Source organism: Acerihabitans arboris, from assembly GCF_010131535.1.
GTDB classification, from domain to species: Bacteria; Pseudomonadota; Gammaproteobacteria; order Enterobacterales; family Enterobacteriaceae; genus Acerihabitans; species Acerihabitans arboris.
Map to the genome: position 1 here is coordinate 171911 of NZ_WUBS01000004.1, position 15768 is coordinate 187678.

14 protein-coding genes, 1 pseudogene and 1 riboswitch are annotated in these 15768 nt (G+C 59.0%); of the genes and pseudogenes, 9 read left to right on the top strand and 6 right to left on the bottom strand.

What is annotated here, in order from left to right; all coding sequences use genetic code 11:
• Positions 1-119: 119 nt before the first annotated feature.
• From GRH90_RS06940 to yoaA, 3 genes are all read right to left on the bottom strand, one after another.
• Positions 120-704 (bottom strand): Slp family lipoprotein, encoded by a 585-nt coding sequence (locus GRH90_RS06940; protein ID WP_162365388.1) that lies wholly within the window; start codon positions 702-704, stop codon positions 120-122.
• Positions 705-891: 187 nt separating this feature from the next.
• Positions 892-1593, bottom strand: a complete 702-nt coding sequence (tsaB, locus tag GRH90_RS06945; protein WP_162365217.1) for a tRNA (adenosine(37)-N6)-threonylcarbamoyltransferase complex dimerization subunit type 1 TsaB — start codon at positions 1591-1593, stop codon at positions 892-894.
• Between the two features lie 88 nt (positions 1594-1681).
• Positions 1682-3583, bottom strand: coding sequence for a DNA repair helicase YoaA (gene yoaA / locus GRH90_RS06950; RefSeq protein WP_162365218.1), 1902 nt, complete (start codon positions 3581-3583; stop codon positions 1682-1684).
• Positions 3584-3706: 123 nt separating this feature from the next.
• Here yoaA and GRH90_RS06955 point away from each other — a divergent pair, with 123 nt between their 5' ends.
• Positions 3707-4051 (top strand): RidA family protein, encoded by a 345-nt coding sequence (locus GRH90_RS06955; RefSeq protein ID WP_162365219.1) that lies wholly within the window; start codon positions 3707-3709, stop codon positions 4049-4051.
• 180 nt (positions 4052-4231) lie between these two features.
• Here the strand turns inward: GRH90_RS06955 and GRH90_RS06960 are convergent.
• Positions 4232-4414, bottom strand: a pseudogene (locus tag GRH90_RS06960) (YoaH family protein); the annotation flags it as partial.
• A gap of 163 nt (positions 4415-4577) precedes the next feature.
• Between GRH90_RS06960 and pabB the strand changes: the two are divergent.
• The 3 genes from pabB to GRH90_RS06975 all read left to right on the top strand — a co-directional run bounded on the left by pabB (position 4578) and on the right by GRH90_RS06975 (position 8291).
• Positions 4578-5945, top strand: coding sequence for an aminodeoxychorismate synthase component 1 (pabB, locus tag GRH90_RS06965; RefSeq protein ID WP_162365221.1), 1368 nt, complete (start codon positions 4578-4580; stop codon positions 5943-5945).
• On the top strand, positions 5942-6535 hold the full coding sequence (locus GRH90_RS06970; RefSeq protein WP_246235918.1) for a CoA pyrophosphatase: 594 nt from the start codon (positions 5942-5944) through the stop codon (positions 6533-6535). Before pabB ends, GRH90_RS06970 begins: the two co-directional genes overlap by 4 nt.
• A 391-nt stretch (positions 6536-6926) precedes the next feature.
• Positions 6927-8291 carry an L-serine ammonia-lyase gene (locus tag GRH90_RS06975; protein ID WP_162365222.1) on the top strand — a complete coding sequence of 455 codons (1365 nt, stop codon included), beginning with the start codon at positions 6927-6929 and terminating at the stop codon, positions 8289-8291.
• 163 nt (positions 8292-8454) lie between these two features.
• Here GRH90_RS06975 and GRH90_RS06980 read toward each other — a convergent pair whose 3' ends face one another.
• The gene (locus tag GRH90_RS06980) at positions 8455-10005 is read right to left on the bottom strand and encodes a TerC family protein (RefSeq protein ID WP_162365223.1); all 1551 of its coding nucleotides are present in this window, start codon (positions 10003-10005) and stop codon (positions 8455-8457) included.
• Between the two features lie 636 nt (positions 10006-10641).
• Between GRH90_RS06980 and manX the strand changes: the two genes are divergently transcribed.
• The 5 genes from manX to mntP all read left to right on the top strand — a co-directional run bounded on the left by manX (position 10642) and on the right by mntP (position 14884).
• The gene (gene manX, locus GRH90_RS06985) at positions 10642-11610 is read left to right on the top strand and encodes a PTS mannose transporter subunit IIAB (protein ID WP_162365224.1); all 969 of its coding nucleotides are present in this window, start codon (positions 10642-10644) and stop codon (positions 11608-11610) included.
• Positions 11611-11699: 89 nt separating this feature from the next.
• Positions 11700-12503 (top strand): PTS mannose/fructose/sorbose transporter subunit IIC, encoded by an 804-nt coding sequence (locus GRH90_RS06990; protein WP_162365225.1) that lies wholly within the window; start codon positions 11700-11702, stop codon positions 12501-12503.
• A gap of 12 nt (positions 12504-12515) precedes the next feature.
• Positions 12516-13361: a PTS mannose transporter subunit IID gene (locus GRH90_RS06995; RefSeq protein ID WP_162365226.1), complete on the top strand. Its 846-nt coding sequence runs from the start codon at positions 12516-12518 to the stop codon at positions 13359-13361.
• A 78-nt stretch (positions 13362-13439) separates the two neighbouring features.
• Positions 13440-13901, top strand: a complete 462-nt coding sequence (locus GRH90_RS07000) for a DUF986 family protein (RefSeq protein WP_162365227.1) — start codon at positions 13440-13442, stop codon at positions 13899-13901.
• Positions 13902-14099: 198 nt separating this feature from the next.
• Positions 14100-14296: riboswitch (yybP-ykoY riboswitch) on the top strand.
• 6 nt (positions 14297-14302) lie between these two features.
• Positions 14303-14884 (top strand): manganese efflux pump MntP, encoded by a 582-nt coding sequence (mntP, locus tag GRH90_RS07005; RefSeq protein WP_162365228.1) that lies wholly within the window; start codon positions 14303-14305, stop codon positions 14882-14884.
• 2 nt (positions 14885-14886) lie between these two features.
• Here the strand turns inward: mntP and rlmA are convergent, their stop codons facing one another.
• Positions 14887-15711 carry a 23S rRNA (guanine(745)-N(1))-methyltransferase gene (gene rlmA / locus GRH90_RS07010; protein WP_162365229.1) on the bottom strand — a complete coding sequence of 275 codons (825 nt, stop codon included), beginning with the start codon at positions 15709-15711 and terminating at the stop codon, positions 14887-14889.
• Positions 15712-15768 lie beyond the last annotated feature (57 nt).

Below are 15768 nucleotides of genomic sequence, written 5' to 3' on the forward strand. Positions count from 1 at the left end.
CCTGCCCTGCGATGTTCGGTGTGCTCATAATCGCCCCACGTTGCCTGAGTCGTTACCTTTAAGGGTAACGGAACCCGACACCCCGGGGGCAAACGATATCAGGATTGAGCGATGCATCACTATTCGGTGAGTACGGTTTCCACCTGCGCACTGCCGAAACCATAGCCGTAGCCCCAGTCAGGCCCCCAGCCGCGGCCGTAGCGTCCGCCCCAGCCCCAGGGCGACATCGGCGGTCCCATCGGCGCCACCACCTGCTGCGTCAGCTGCCAGCGTTTGTAACCGTCGGCGCGCACCACCACGAAGGTATAGTCGGCCTTATCGACGACGCCTTTTTCCGTGCCGGTGATTGGACCGACCACCGTGACCCACTGACGATTAAAATCCGTCGGCTCGAGGAAGCCGTTGACATAGGCCACCACCCGGCCGTTGGAGGGCTGGTGCAGTGTCGGGCGCGCCGAATCGTCCAGCGGCACCGAGGCTATTTCCAGCCGGGTGCGCCCGTTGAGATTGGTGACCTTGACCACTTTGCCGCCGAAGCGGGATTCCTGGCCGACATACAGGGACGGCGCGTTGAGCACGCGTACCAGATCCTGCTGTGGCGTGGGCGAGGTGCCGCGAACGGCATCCGGCACCGTGGCGCAACCCGACAGCACCAGGACCAGGGCGGTCCAGGGAAAACGCCGGCGCCCGGCGCCGGAGACCATCATTTGCATTAACATCTTGCGCTAAATTCCCCATACCCGTTGTCGCCAATCCGGCTTGTTGGTTACGCTTTTTGCTACATCACATCCCAGGCTACTTATTCTAAGCACGGGTTTTGAGCGCGGATTTTTCAACGCCGGCAATTCATAGGATATTACTTTGACCCGCGGCGACAGCATAAGTTGCTATTTATCCGCGTCCCGGAAGCTTTTTCCAGGTGACCTCGTTACGCAGGTAGGTGGGCGCCTGTAATTCCACCGCCAGCGCCCCGCCCTCCGATAAGCTTAGCACCGCCAGCGGCAGCATATCCACGGCCGCCGGCAGTTGCGTATGGCCGTCGACCAGCCGAACCTGGGGGTGGGCGACAAGCCCGGGATAGGTTTGCCACCCGGTACCGGCGGTGGCCCAGGTGCCGGCCAGATCGGCGGCTGCCGGCGCCAACTGCGCCGGTTTAAGCACTTTTTCGCTCGCTTCACCCTGCCAGCCGCCGTTGTGGCCGCGCCGGTACCGCGCCCAGTAAACCTCACCCATGCGGGCGTCGATGGCGCAAAGCACCTGGCTGACGCCGGACCGGCGCCAGGCGCCCTGCGCCAGCGCCGCCAGGGTCGAGACGCCGATCATGGGCAGTTCGGCGCCCAGCGCCAGCCCCTGGGCGATGCCGATGCCGATGCGCACGCCGGTAAAACTGCCGGGGCCGCGGCCATAGGCCAAGGCGTCAAGCTGCGTAAGTTCGATGCCGGCTTCCGCCAGTAGGCTGTCGACCATCGGCAGGATGCGCCGGGTGTGCTCGCGGGGACAGATAGCAAAACGTTCGCTGATTTCACCGTCAATCCAAAGCGCCGCGGAACAGGCTTCAGTCGCGGTATCAAGGGCTAAAATTCGCGTAGACATGCCAAACCTCAGGCGGGTGTAAAAGACTCGAGCCAAATCGGGCGGATATCATAACATACCCGCCGGGGCAAAGGGATACGCCGCGCGCTTAGCGGCGCTGCAGGAAGTCGATGGCGCATTGCAGCGATCGGGTGCGCGGCGCCGGCGGCAGGCTGTTAAGGAAGATCTGGCCGTAGGGCCGGGTCACCAGTCTTTGATCGCAGATAATCAGCACGCCGCGGTCGTCGCTGTCGCGGATAAGCCGTCCCACCCCCTGCTTGAGGGCAATCACCGCCTCGGGGATCTGCACCTCGGCAAAGGGATCGCCGCCGCGCAGCTGGCAGTCCTCGGTGCGCGCCTTGAGCAACGGATCGTCCGGGGCGGTAAAGGGCAGCTTGTCGATAATCACGCATGACAGCGTGTCGCCGCGCACATCCACCCCTTCCCAAAAGCTGTTGGTGGCCACCAGCAGCGCGTTGCCGGCGGTGACGAACTGTTGCAGCAGCTGGCGTTTGCCGGTTTCTCCCTGCAGCAGCACCGGCAGGGTCAGCGAGGCGCGAAACTCCGCCGCCAGATCCCGCATCATCTGGTGGGACGTGCACAGGAAAAAGCAACGTCCCTGGTTGGCGATAATCACCGGCGCCAGCATCCGCGCCAACTGCACCGCCGCCCCACGCTGGTTGGGCTCCGGCAGGAAGCGCGGCACGCACAGCAGCGCCTGGGTGGCATAGTCAAACGGGCTGGGCAATAGTAGGGTTTTCGCATCGTCCAGGCCGATGCGCCGGGTAAAATGCTCCAGGCGATCGTTGACCGACAGGGTGGCGGAGGTAAAGATCCAGGTGCCCTCTTTTTCACTCATGACTTCGCGAAAGCGGGTCGAGACCGACAGCGGCGTCAGCGCCAGCACAAAATGCCGGGCGTTGCATTCATACCAATAGCTGAAACCCGGCTCCTGAACATTTTTCAGGCGCTTTAGCCGGGCGCGGTACAGGGCCGCGCGCTCAAAAGCGGCGTCCAGCAGCGCCGAGCGTCCCAGCGCCAGCTTGGCCACGTCGTGGCATAGTTCCAGGGCATCATCGAGCAGCAGCAGCGCGCGCTGCAATGCAGGCTGCGCCAGCACGTCGCGCAGGTTGCCGCGAAAACCCGGTTCACCCAGCACCAGGCGGAAATCCTGGGTGCAGAAGGTTAGCCGATCGGCGCTTTTTTGCAGTTGGGCCATATCACGCACATCGGTGCGGTAGGCGAGGGTCATGTCGCGGGCCAGATCCATCAGCTGGCGGCTGGTAAGCTGCTGGCCGAAGTACTGGCTGGCGATATCCGGCATCTGGTGCGCTTCGTCAAATATCATCACATCGCCGGTGGGAATAAGCTCGCCGAAGCCGCCCTCCTTCACCACCATATCCGCCAGGAACAGATGGTGGTTGACCACGATAATGTCGGCGTCCATGGCTTTGCGGCGCGCCTTGACGACAAAGCAGTCTTTGTAGAGCGGGCAATCGCCGCCCAGGCAATTGTCGTTGGTGCTGGTGACCAGCGGCCATACCGGGCTGTCCTCGGCGATGCCGCTGCAGTTCGCCACGTCGCCGTCCACCGTTTGCGACGACCAGTTACGCACGCCGGACAGCTCGGCCAGGGTTTCCGGCGCGATATTGACGCCGCCGGCCAGCTGCTGCTCCATGCGCTCGAGGCACAGATAGTTGGAACGCCCTTTCAGCAGGGCGACTTGCCCCTGGTAATCCAGCGCCGCCGCCACTTTGGGCAGATCGCGGGCATACAGCTGATCCTGCAGCGCCTTGGAGCCGGTGGAGATGATAACCTTGCGTTTGGAGCGCAGCGCCGGCACCAGATAGGCGTAGGTCTTGCCGGTACCGGTCCCGGCTTCCACCACCAGCGGCTGTTTTTTATCTATGGCCTGCTCGATCGCCTCGGCCATCAGGCGCTGCGACTCGCGCGGTTTAAATCCGGTGATGGCCTTGGCCAACGCGCCCTGCGGCGCAAAATCATCTGTCACGCTGTCTCTCTGTCATTCGGTTGCTGTCGGATTATGCCAAGGCCGGGGGTCATCCACCACCTTCTTTGCTTAAAACACTATGTTATGCTGGTGGTTTCCCATGATGGCTTTAAGGCGAACAGTATGACCATTGAACGAATCGATCCCGGCGCGCGCATGTCCGAGGCGGTGATCCACAACCAGACGGTATATTACACCAGCGTACCGGAAGACCTGGATGGCGACGCCACCGCCCAGACCGCCGAGGCGCTGGCGATTATCGACCGGCTGCTGAAGCGGGTGGGCTCCAATAAAACCCGCCTGCTGGACGTGACCGTGTTCCTGGCCGACGGCGACGATTTTGCCGCCATGAACGCCGCGTGGAACGCCTGGGTGGTGCCGGGCAGCGCGCCGGTGCGCTGCACCGTCGAGGCCAGGCTGATGAATCCGCGCTACAAAGTGGAAATCAAGGTTGTCGCGGCGATTTAAATTGATTCATTTATAACCCAAGGCGGGGATCGTTACGGGGTCCGGGCCAAGGCCTGGGTTCACGCCAGGGGCCAGGGTCGGAGGGGGCTATATCGCCCCGTCCTCGTCGTCGTCCTGATCCACGCCCTCGGCCAGGTCCCGGGCGTTGCGGTCGTCGGCGCTGCGCTCGGCAAAAGACCGCTCGTCGTCTTCATCATCATCCCAGCGAACTGATACCCGTTCACCAGTATGGGTGGCGCGGATTTCGCTCGATACCAGCCGGATGGCTTCGCCGCTGCTCATGCCGTCGGCCATCAGGGCCTGGATGCGCTCGACGGCCTGCTGCTGCTGTTCATGATTTAATGCGGGCATATCGGTCAGCATGCGTTTTCTCCAGAAGGGCAAGTCGATGGGCTATTGTCTCACGCCACCGCCCGCTATGCCAATCAATGCGCTTTATGTTCGGCCCGGGAGCCGATATCATGCAAAACGCCCGGCGCGTTTTGCCGGTAAACCTGGACGGGATCATCTGGATCACATTGTTTACATGCTGCCACAACTGACTGCCTTACCTTATCATCGCGATGCCATCAAAACCCTGTTCGCCCCTCGCGCCTCCAGGCCCTGGTCCATGCTGCTGCATTCGGGCCATGCCGATCACCAGGACAGCCGTTTTGATATCATGGTCGCCAACCCGGTGACGACGCTTATGACCCATGGCGCCACCACGGTGATTTGCCGCGGCGGGGAGTCGGTAACCAGCGGTGAAGACCCCTTTACCCTGGTGCAGCAGCAGGTCGAGCGGCTGGGCGTCAGCCCCGGCCCGCGCGACGACCTCCCGTTTCTGGGCGGCGCGCTGGGCCTGTTTGGCTACGATCTCGGCCGGCGGATTGAAACGCTGCCAAGCGCTGCCAGGCGGGATCTGACCCTGCCGGATATGGCCGTCGGCCTGTATGACTGGGCGGTCATTGCCGACCACCTGCTCGGCCGGCTGACCTTGGTAAGCTACCGCGACCCGGCGCCGCTGCTACGGAATCTGATGTCGCCGAAGGCGCCCGCGCCCGGCCGGCCCTTTCGTTTAAACGGCGGCTGGCAGGCCAATATGACCCGTGAAGAGTATGGTGAAAAATTTCGCCGCATCCAGCAGCACCTGCAGGCCGGCGATTGTTATCAGGTATGCCTGGCCCAGCGTTTTAGCGCCGCCTGCGAAGGCGATGAATGGCAAGCGTTCTGCCATCTACTGGAACGCAACGGCGCGCCGTTTTCAGCCTTTATACGTCTGCCCGGCCAGGCGGTGCTGAGCCTGTCGCCGGAACGGTTCCTGCAGGTCCGCGGCCGGCGGATCCAAACGCGTCCCATCAAAGGCACGCTGCCGCGCCTGGCGGATGCCCGGGCCGATCTGCTGCAGGGGCAAAAACTGGCGGCGTCGCCAAAAGACCAGGCCGAAAACCTGATGATCGTGGATTTGCTGCGCAACGATATCGGCCGGGTTGCCGTTCCCGGCAGCGTAAGGGTGCCGGAACTGTTTAAAATCGAGGCGTTCCCGGCGGTGTACCATATGGTGAGCACCATCACCGCCCTGCTGCCCGCGGATCGCGCTCCCTGCGATCTGCTGCGCGCCTGCTTCCCGGGCGGATCCATTACCGGCGCCCCCAAGATCAAGGCGATGACCTTAATCGACCGGCTGGAGCCAGAGCGTCGCAACGCCTGGTGCGGCAGTATCGGCTACCTGAGCCGCTGCGGCTCTCTGGACACCAATATCGCCATACGCACCCTGCTCACCGAGCGTGGGCGTATCTACTGCTGGGCGGGCGGCGGGATTGTCGCCGACAGCCAGGAAGAGGCGGAATACCAGGAAACGCTGGCCAAAGTCGCTAAAATCCTGCCGTTGCTGCTGGAGCTCAATCGCCCATGACTCGATTGCCCATGAACAGCGCCGACGACGCTTTGACGCTTGAGGATTTTATCACCCGCTTCCAACTGCAGTTGCCCCAGCGCCATGAGCCTGCGCGCAACCAGCGCCAGGCAGCGGTGCTAATCCCGATTATCTGCCACCACACCCCCACGGTGCTGCTGACGCGCCGGTCCACGTCGTTACGCAAGCATGCCGGCCAGGTGGCGTTTCCCGGCGGATCGGCGGATGAGCAGGACGCCTCGCTGATTGCCACCGCGCTGCGTGAGGCCCATGAGGAAGTCGCCATTCCGGCCGCGTCGGTCAGGATACTGGGGCAACTGCCGCCGGTGGACAGCAACAGCGGTTTCCAGGTCACGCCCATCGTCGGCCTGCTGGCGAGCGATACGCGTTTTCGCGCCAGCCTGGACGAAGTTGAGGACATGTTCGAAATCCCGCTGCATCAGGCGCTCTCCCTGGCCAGCTATACGCCCCTGCAAATCGAGCGGCGCGCCAAAACCCTGCGGGTCTATTTTTCCTTTTATCAAAGCCATATGGTCTGGGGCATGACCGCGCAGATTTTGTATCGGCTGGGCCAGCATATCCATCTTTAATCCCTTCGCCGTCACCTATTGCACATAAACATCTTCCAAAAATGCCAATAATCGCTACAATATACCGAAATGTGGTATTAACCAGAATATACATCCAATAAAATATTATATTATAGGTTTTTATATTACAAGGTCATATGTTTAGCCGCTACGGGCGCGCGCGGCCGCCTGGCCCGGGTCCGGAAGGGGCTTTCACATTAGCCGTAATCGGGATGAAATCATCCGGCCAATCAGTTCGCGGCGCGCTGAGACGGGATATGATTCGCTATGGAAGCTATTCCTGGATTAGTTTTTATCATGCGAAAGCGCAAGCCTAACCCGCCGCGAGTCATTACAATCAAGTGCATTACCCCAGGTATGCACATCTTTATCTGCATGAAGGAGAGTCAACGTGATAAGCGTTTTCGATATGTTTAAAATCGGCATCGGCCCGTCCAGTTCCCATACCGTGGGCCCAATGAAAGCCGGTAAACAATTCGTGGACGACCTCGTCGAAAAACGGTTGCTCAACGATGTCACGCGCATCGCCGTGGATGTCTATGGCTCGTTATCGCTGACGGGCAAAGGACACCATACCGATATCGCCATTATCCTCGGCCTGGCGGGCAATCGCCCGGATACCGTGGATATCGACGCCGCACCGGCCTTTATCCGCGACGTCGAACAGCGCCAGCGCCTGATGCTGGCCGGCGGGCCGCATGAAGTGGATTTTCCCCGCGAAGGCGGCATGGTATTCCATGGCGACTACCTGTCCCTGCATGAAAACGCCATGCGCATCCACGCTTTCGCCGGTGAACGGCTCGTCTACAGCCAGACCTATTATTCGGTCGGCGGCGGTTTTATCGTCGATGAAGCGCACTTCGGCCAGCCGGTGATCGACCAGATCAGCGTGCCCCACCCGTTCGCCAGCGCCCAGCAGTTGCTCGAACAATGCAAGCGGGCCGGCCTGTCGCTGTCGGGGCTGGTGATGCTTAATGAATTGGCGCTGCATGGCCGGGCGGATATCGATAGTTATTTCAATGATATCTGGCAAACCATGCGCGCCTGTATCGATCGCGGGCTGAACACCGAAGGCGTATTGCCCGGCCCCCTGCGGGTGCCCAGGCGCGCGTCGGCGCTGCGGCGCATGCTGGTTTCCACCGATAAGCACTCCAGCGATCCGATGGTGGCGATTGATTGGGTGAATATGTTCGCGCTGGCGGTCAATGAGGAAAACGCCGCGGGCGGGCGGGTAGTCACCGCCCCGACCAACGGCGCCTGCGGCATAGTGCCGGCGGTGCTGGCCTACTACGATCACTTTATCGAGCCGGTTACACCCGAGATTCACCTGCGCTATTTCCTGGCCTGCGGCGCCATCGGCATTCTCTACAAGCTGAATGCCTCCATCTCGGGGGCCGAGGTCGGTTGCCAGGGGGAAGTGGGCGTGGCCTGCTCCATGGCGGCGGCGGGACTGACGGAACTGATGGGCGGCAGCCCGGAACAGGTGTGCGTGGCGGCGGAAATCGGCATGGAGCATAATCTCGGCCTGACCTGCGATCCGGTGGCCGGGCAGGTGCAGGTGCCCTGTATCGAACGCAACGCCATTGCCTCGGTCAAGGCCATCAATGCCTCGCGCATGGCGCTGCGGCGCACCAGCGCCCCGCGCGTATCGCTGGATAAGGTGATTGAAACCATGTACGAGACCGGCAAGGACATGAACGCCAAATACCGCGAAACCTCACGCGGCGGCCTGGCCATTAAGGTCCAGTGCGACTGACGGCGCGCCAGGCCCGCAATCACCGAACCCGCATGGGCCATGTTAAAGGAAGAGCGCGCCGATTGGGTCGAAGCGGCCATGGTGTTTCTGGCCGCCAGAGTGCCCAATGGCGCGGTAGGCACGTAACCACCGAACCCGCATGGGCCGTGTTAAAAAGAACCCTCTATTCTTCTCCATCATCCGCCGGCGGCGCGATCCGCTCAATACGCACCAGCTCGATACGGTATTCCAGCATCTGCAAAATGGTAAACCGCCACTGGCCCAGCTCGATAACCTCGCCCACCACCGGCAGTTGATCCCGCTCGGCCAGCAGCAACCCCGCCAGGGAGGCGGCATTCTCATGGCCCCGGGTTAATTCATGGCTGTCCAGCGCCTGCTGCAGCGCGTGCAAATCAGTACCGCCCTTGGCCAGCCACGCGTTATCCTCGGCTACGATATCCGGCGTTTCGTCCTCGTCCGGGAACTCGCCGGCAATGGCTTCCAGCACATCCAGCGGCGTCACCAATCCCTGGATCACGCCAAACTCATTCGACACCACCACCAAGCTGCCCTTTGCCCGCCGCAATACCCCCAGCAGGTTAAGCACATCCAGCGTTTCCGGCACCACGATGGCCGGATTCTGCGCGGCGTACGCCTGCACATCCTCGCCGTTATCCAACGCCACCATCACATCCTTGGCGCGGGCCACGCCCACCAGTTGATCCAGTTCGCCGTCGCACACCGGGAACATACTGTGCGGCGTGGCCAGCAGCGCAGCGCGCAGCTCCGCCACCGGACGACGGCAGTCCACCCAGGAAATTTCATTACGCGGCGTCATAACGCTGCGCAGGGAGCGCGACGCCAGCGACAGAACGCCGGTAATCATATAACGCTCCTCATCGGCAAACTGCGCCTTGGGCACATCCGGCGTTTCCGACTCTCCTTCCTCGCGCAGCCTCTGCCCGCCCATTAACCGCAAAATAGCTTCGGCGGTACGCTGGCGCATCGGCCCGCGCGACTGGTTTTTGAGGAAATTACGCCGGGCGATCTGGTTGAACAGCTCGATCAGCACCGAGAAGCCGATGGCCGCGTACAGGTAACCCTTGGGAATATGGAAGCCAAATCCCTCGGCTATCAGGCTCAGGCCAATCATCAGCAAAAAGCTCAGGCAGAGCACCACCACGGTGGGATGGGCATTGACAAAGCGCGTGAGCGATTTAGACGCCAGCAGCATAATGCCCATGGCGATAACCACGGCGGTCATCATTACCGGCAGGTTATTTACCATGCCGACCGCGGTAATCACCGCATCCAGGGAAAATACCGCGTCCAGGATAACAATCTGCACCACTACCGCCCAGAAACTGGCGTAACCACGGTTGGCGTCATGCTGAGGCTCCTGGTTTTCCAGCCGCTCATGCAGTTCCGTGGTGGCCTTGAACAGTAAAAACAGCCCCCCCAGCAGCAGGATCAGATCCCGCCCGGAAAAACTGAACATGCCAACGGTCAGCAGCGGCTTGGTCAGCGTAACCATCCAGGAGATTAACGACAACAGCCCCAAACGCATCAGCAACGCCAATGCCAGGCCGATCACCCGCGCCTTGTCCCGCTTTTTCGGCGCGACCTTTTCGGCCAGGATGGCGATAAATACAAGGTTATCGATACCCAGTACTATTTCCAGCAATATCAACGTCAGCAGACCCACCCACAGGGTCGGATCCATTAAGAATTCCATCTTTTGCTCCAGGGCGAAACCCCATTAAAACAGCATAGCGATATACGGGTATCCAACGCGCAGGCCTGCTGAACCACGGCCGGAAAGACCGTCAGGCGGGCGGCGCAACGCCACATGGAAGACATGGGGATAACAGATTGGATTCCCGGCGGTGCGGGATAGCGTAACCCGATGCTGGCACAAAGCGCCGGCGGGGCCTGGGCAGGTAAAGATGAAAACCACAAATCAGGGGTGAAATTTTTTCGGTGACAGTCCATAGGGGGGGCTGCGGCCCATCGCTCCTCGATCGGTTAAGACAAATTACTCTATCAGGTAAAGCCGCGGACGTATAAAACTTTTTTCGTCTGCCAGCCGTCATTAGTGTCTTCTACACTGATTTGTGTGCTCATTGGTTTCCCCATACACAAATAGCTGAGCGCCGTCACAATTTTTATTTTTTTACACACTAAAATAAATCGCGTTTAACCGCTATTGATTCACATGTTCATGTGAATCGTTTCAACACACACAGCGGGCATCAAACAGGGTGGCGAAAAAAAATACCCTGGCTAAGACGTTATACCACCAGTGCTTTCGGCTCCAGACGCGCCGGGTGGTGTTGCTGCTTAACCTAATTTGTTAACAGAGGAGGTATCAGTGAGTATTGCTATCATAATTGGCACTCACGGGTCAGCGGCCGAGCAGTTGCTTAAAACGGCCGAAATGATATTGGGCGAACAACAAAACGTTGCCTGGATAGATTTTGTTCCCGGGGAAAATGCTGAAACACTGATTGAAAAATATACCGCGCGCATAGCGCAACTTGATACCCAGGAAGGCGTGTTATTTCTGGTTGATACCTGGGGTGGCAGCCCGTTTAACGCCGCCAGCCGTATTGTGGTCGATAAGGAGAAGTACGAAGTCGTTACCGGCGTCAATATCCCCATGCTGGCGGAAACCTTTATGGCGCGTGACGACAACCGGGAGTTTGCCGACCTGGTCAACATCGCCGTGGAAACCGGACGCGCCGGCGTCAAGGCATTGAAAGCGCCTGAACCGGAGACGGCCACGGCCGCCGCCGCGCCAGTTGCCGCCGCGGCCCCCGCCGCCAAGCCGCATCCCAATGCCGGCGGTCATATGACCATCGGCCTGGCGCGTATCGATGACCGCCTGATCCATGGTCAGGTGGCAACCCGCTGGACCAAGGAAACCAATGTTAAGCGTATTATCGTGGTCAGCGATGAAGTCGCCGCCGATACCGTGCGCAAAACGTTGTTAACCCAGGTTGCTCCTCCGGGCGTCACCGCCCATGTGGTGGACGTGGCCAAGGCGATCCGTGTTTACGATAACCCGGCTTATGCCAAGGATCGTGTGATGCTGTTGTTTACCAACCCTACCGACGTAGTGCGCGTAGTGGAAGGCGGCGTCAAAATCACGTCGGTCAACATCGGCGGCATCGCATTCCGCCAGGGGAAAATCCAGGTGAATAATGCGGTTTCGGTGGATGAGAATGATATCGCCGCGTTCCGTAAATTGAATGACAGGGGCATTGAGCTGGAAGTCCGCAAGGTCTCGTCCGACTCACCGCTGAAGATGATGGATTTAATAAACAAACTCGGTAAGTAAATCCGCCGGAAAATTTAACACCTAAGAGCGTATAAATTTACTGAAAAAAAGATTTACCGCTCTCTTACGTTTGTCAGAGGAGAAGTACAATGGAGATCACCACGCTTCAAATTGTGCTGATATTTATCGTGGCCTGTATTGCAGGTATGGGTTCAATACTTGATGAGTTTCAGTTCCACCGTCCGCTGGTGGCCTGTACGTTAATCGGCCTGGTGCTCGGTGACATGAAGACCGGCATTATCATCGGCGGTACGCTGGAGATGATTGCCCTGGGCTGGATGAACATCGGTGCCGCCGTCGCGCCGGATGCCGCGTTGGCGTCCATCATCTCCACCATCCTGGTTATCGCCGGTAATCAAAGCGTGGGCGCCGGCATCGCGCTGGCTATCCCGCTGGCCGCCGCCGGCCAGGTGCTGACCATTATCGTTCGTACCATTACCGTGGCCTTCCAGCATGCCGCCGACAAAGCCGCCGAAAACGGCAATCTCAGCGCGCTGAGCTGGATCCACGTCGGCGCTTTGCTGTTGCAGGCCATGCGTATCGCCATTCCGGCGGTTATCGTCGGCGTTTCCGTCGGTACCGATGCCGTCCATGCCATGCTCAGCTCCATCCCGGAAGTCGTGACCAACGGCCTGAATATCGCCGGCGGCATGATCGTGGTGGTAGGTTACGCGATGGTCATCAACATGATGCGCGCCGGCTACCTGATGCCCTTTTTCTATCTGGGTTTCGTTACCGCGGCCTTCACCAATTTCAACCTGGTGTCGCTGGGTGTGATTGGCGTGGTCATGGCAGTCCTTTATATCCAGTTGAGTCCGAAATACAACCAGACCAACGGTGGAAATGGCGGCGCCGCCAGGGGCGTTAACGATCTTGATAATGAACTTGATTAATAGGTGAGCGAAATGGTCGATATAACTACTGGTCCAAAGAAACTGACCCCCGGCGACGTGCGTGCTGTCTTTATTCGCTCGAACCTTTTCCAGGGATCATGGAATTTTGAACGTATGCAGGCGCTGGGCTTTTGTTTCTCGATGGTCCCGGTGATCCGTCGCCTGTATCCGGAGAACAATGAAGATCGCAAACAGGCGATCAGGCGTCATCTGGAATTCTTCAATACCCATCCGTACGTGGCCGCGCCGGTATTAGGCGTCACCATGGCGATGGAAGAGCAGCGCGCCAACGGCGCCCCCATTGACGATGCGGCCATCAACGGCCTGAAAGTCGGCCTGATGGGACCGCTGGCCGGCGTGGGCGACCCGATTTTCTGGGGTACCGTACGTCCGGTGTTCGCCGCGTTGGGCGCGGGGATTGCCATGAGCGGCAGTCTGCTCGGTCCGCTGCTGTTCTTTATCCTGTTTAACGCCGTGCGTCTGGCAACCCGCTATTACGGCGTGGCCTATGGCTACAAAAAGGGCGTCGATATCGTTAACGACATGGGCGGCGGCTTCCTGCAGAAACTGACGGAGGGCGCCTCGATCCTGGGGTTGTTCGTGATGGGGGCGCTGGTTAACAAGTGGACCCATGTGAATATCCCGATGGTGGTGTCGCGCATTACCGGTCCGGACGGCCAGACCACGGTAACCACCGTGCAAACCATCCTGAACCAGCTGATGCCGGGCCTGGTGCCTCTGCTGCTGACCTTCGGGTGCATGTGGCTGCTGCGGCGCAAGGTGAACGCCCTGTGGATTATCGTCGGCTTCTTCGCCATCGGTATCTTCGGTTACTGGATTGGCCTGCTGGGCCTGTAACAGCCATGGACTAAACGGAGCAATCCGCAACCGGGGGCCCTTCCCCCGGTTTTTTATTTTTTAAGGAAGGAGTCAGGGATGTCTGTTACCGATATCGGCCTGCTGGTTATCATCACGCTGTCATTGGCGTTTGCCATTTATGATGAGTTTATTGTCGACGGCGCGCTCAAGGGCAAGACCCGGCTAAAAATCGGCTTAAAACGCCAGAGCCGTATCGACGGCCTGATTTTTATCGGCCTGGTGCTGATTTTGGTTTACCAAAATATCACTAATAACGGTACTGTCTTTACCACCACTTTATTATTAATATTGGCATTCATGGCGCTATATTTGGCCTATATCCGGCGGCCAAAATTTATTTTCAAAGCCGACGGCTTTTTTTATGCCAATGTTTTTATCAAATATGACCGGATAAAAAATATGAATTTATCCGAGGATGGCTACCTGGTCATTGATCTGGAGAAAAGACGACTGTTGATACAGGTCCAGCATCTTGATGATTTGCAAAGGATTTATAACCAATTCCTTGAAAATAATTAACATAATAACAACCTATAATATAAGGTTATTATTAACCAGTGGGTCATCGTTATTATTTATGTTAGTATTTTAACCTTACTATTTATGTTTTTAAATAACCCTAATATTTATGTTTAAATTAGTAAACGACAATCATTTGCATTTAAAAAGGTTATTTCATTTTTGTGGTTGTTATACGGCAAAATACTATGTTATGGTTTTTCGGTCATTAGGGAGTAGCCGGTTTTCGCCCGATAAAGCGGAAATGCCCGTATCAACATACTCGTTATAAGCTGCTAATCCGGCTTGAACGTGGTGCGGGCGACCAGGAAGGTCGGCGAGACTATAGACACGACGAACCATCGTAGGGTTGGGATGATGGGGAAGCGTGTATATTGGCTCCCAGCCGAGGCGTTACAATAATGAACCTTTCCGCAACCCTGATCCTGGCGTTCGGCATGTCCATGGATGCGTTTGCCGCCTCTATCGGCAAAGGCGCCACCTTGCATAAACCGCTTTTTCGCGAAGCATTGCGCACCGGACTCATCTTTGGCGGCATCGAAGCCGTTACGCCGCTGATTGGCTGGTCGCTGGGTTTGATGGCCAGCCAGTATCTCCTCGAGTGGGATCACTGGGTCGCGTTTACCCTGCTGGGCTGCCTGGGCGCGCGCATGGTCATCGGCGGTTTGCGCCAGCAAGCGGACAGCGTCCCGCGCCCGGGACAGCATAGCCTCAGGGTGCTGGTGGCCACCGCCATCGCCACCAGCCTGGATGCCATGGCGGTCGGCGTCGGCCTGGCCTTCCTGGAGGTCAATATCCTGCATACCGCGATGATTATCGGCATGGCCACGATGATCATGACCACCATGGGCATGCTGCTGGGGCGCTTTATCGGCCCGCTGCTCGGTAAAAAAGCGGAAATTATCGGCGGCGCCATCCTGATAGGCATCGGCTGCAATATTTTATATTCCCATTTCGGCCGGGCCGTCCTGCCCGGCCTGTAGACTCAAGGCTCACGCCGCCAGGCGCGGATGATAAAATCGGTTTCGCAGGTAAACCGCGCCAGGCTGGTTAGGCTGGTCGTAACCTCAGGCGTGGCGCGCCAGGCAAACGGCGTCATTTGCAACAGCGCGCCCGCGGCCTCGCCGGTCATGTCCATGCTATAACCCAGGCGGTGCGTCGCCAGCGGGGTAAAACCGGCGAAATGTTCATCCTTGAGCGGATGGAGCGCCACCTGCGGATAGATACCGGCCTTAAGCTGGTAAAGATGCCGTGGACCGGGCGCCACCGTGACCACCAGCCCGCCGGGCTGCAGGGTCCGGTACATTTCCTCGGGATTGCAGGGGGCGTAGATGCGTAAGATACCGCCCAGCGAGGCCCCGGTGAACGGCAGGCGCTGGCTGGACGCTACGCAAAACCGCACCTGGGGATAACGCTTCGCCGCCAGGCGCACCGCCGTTTTGGCGATATCCAGCCCATAGACCCGCCCGCCCGCCGGACGTTGCGCCAGCGTCGCCGCAAGCCGCTCGGTGTAGTACCCCTCCCCGCAGCCAATATCCAGCCAGTCGGCGGGCGGGTCCGGCAGCAGTTCGTTTACCAGCGACATTACCCGATCGCGCATCGGCTGGTAATAGCCGGCATCCAGGAACGCGCGCCGCGACCGCATCATCTCCTGGTTATCACCCGGGACCTTGCTGCGCTTGAACTGCACCGGCAGCAAATTGACATATCCCTCCCGGGCGCAGTCATAACGGTGCCGCTGCGCGCAGGACCAATAGTTGTCGGTGCGCGCGAGCGGCAAATGGCACAAAGGGCATTGATAACAGGACATAACCGGTTCCGGGCTTGACCAAAAACAAGGGGGTATATTACCGCAAAACCGTCCGTT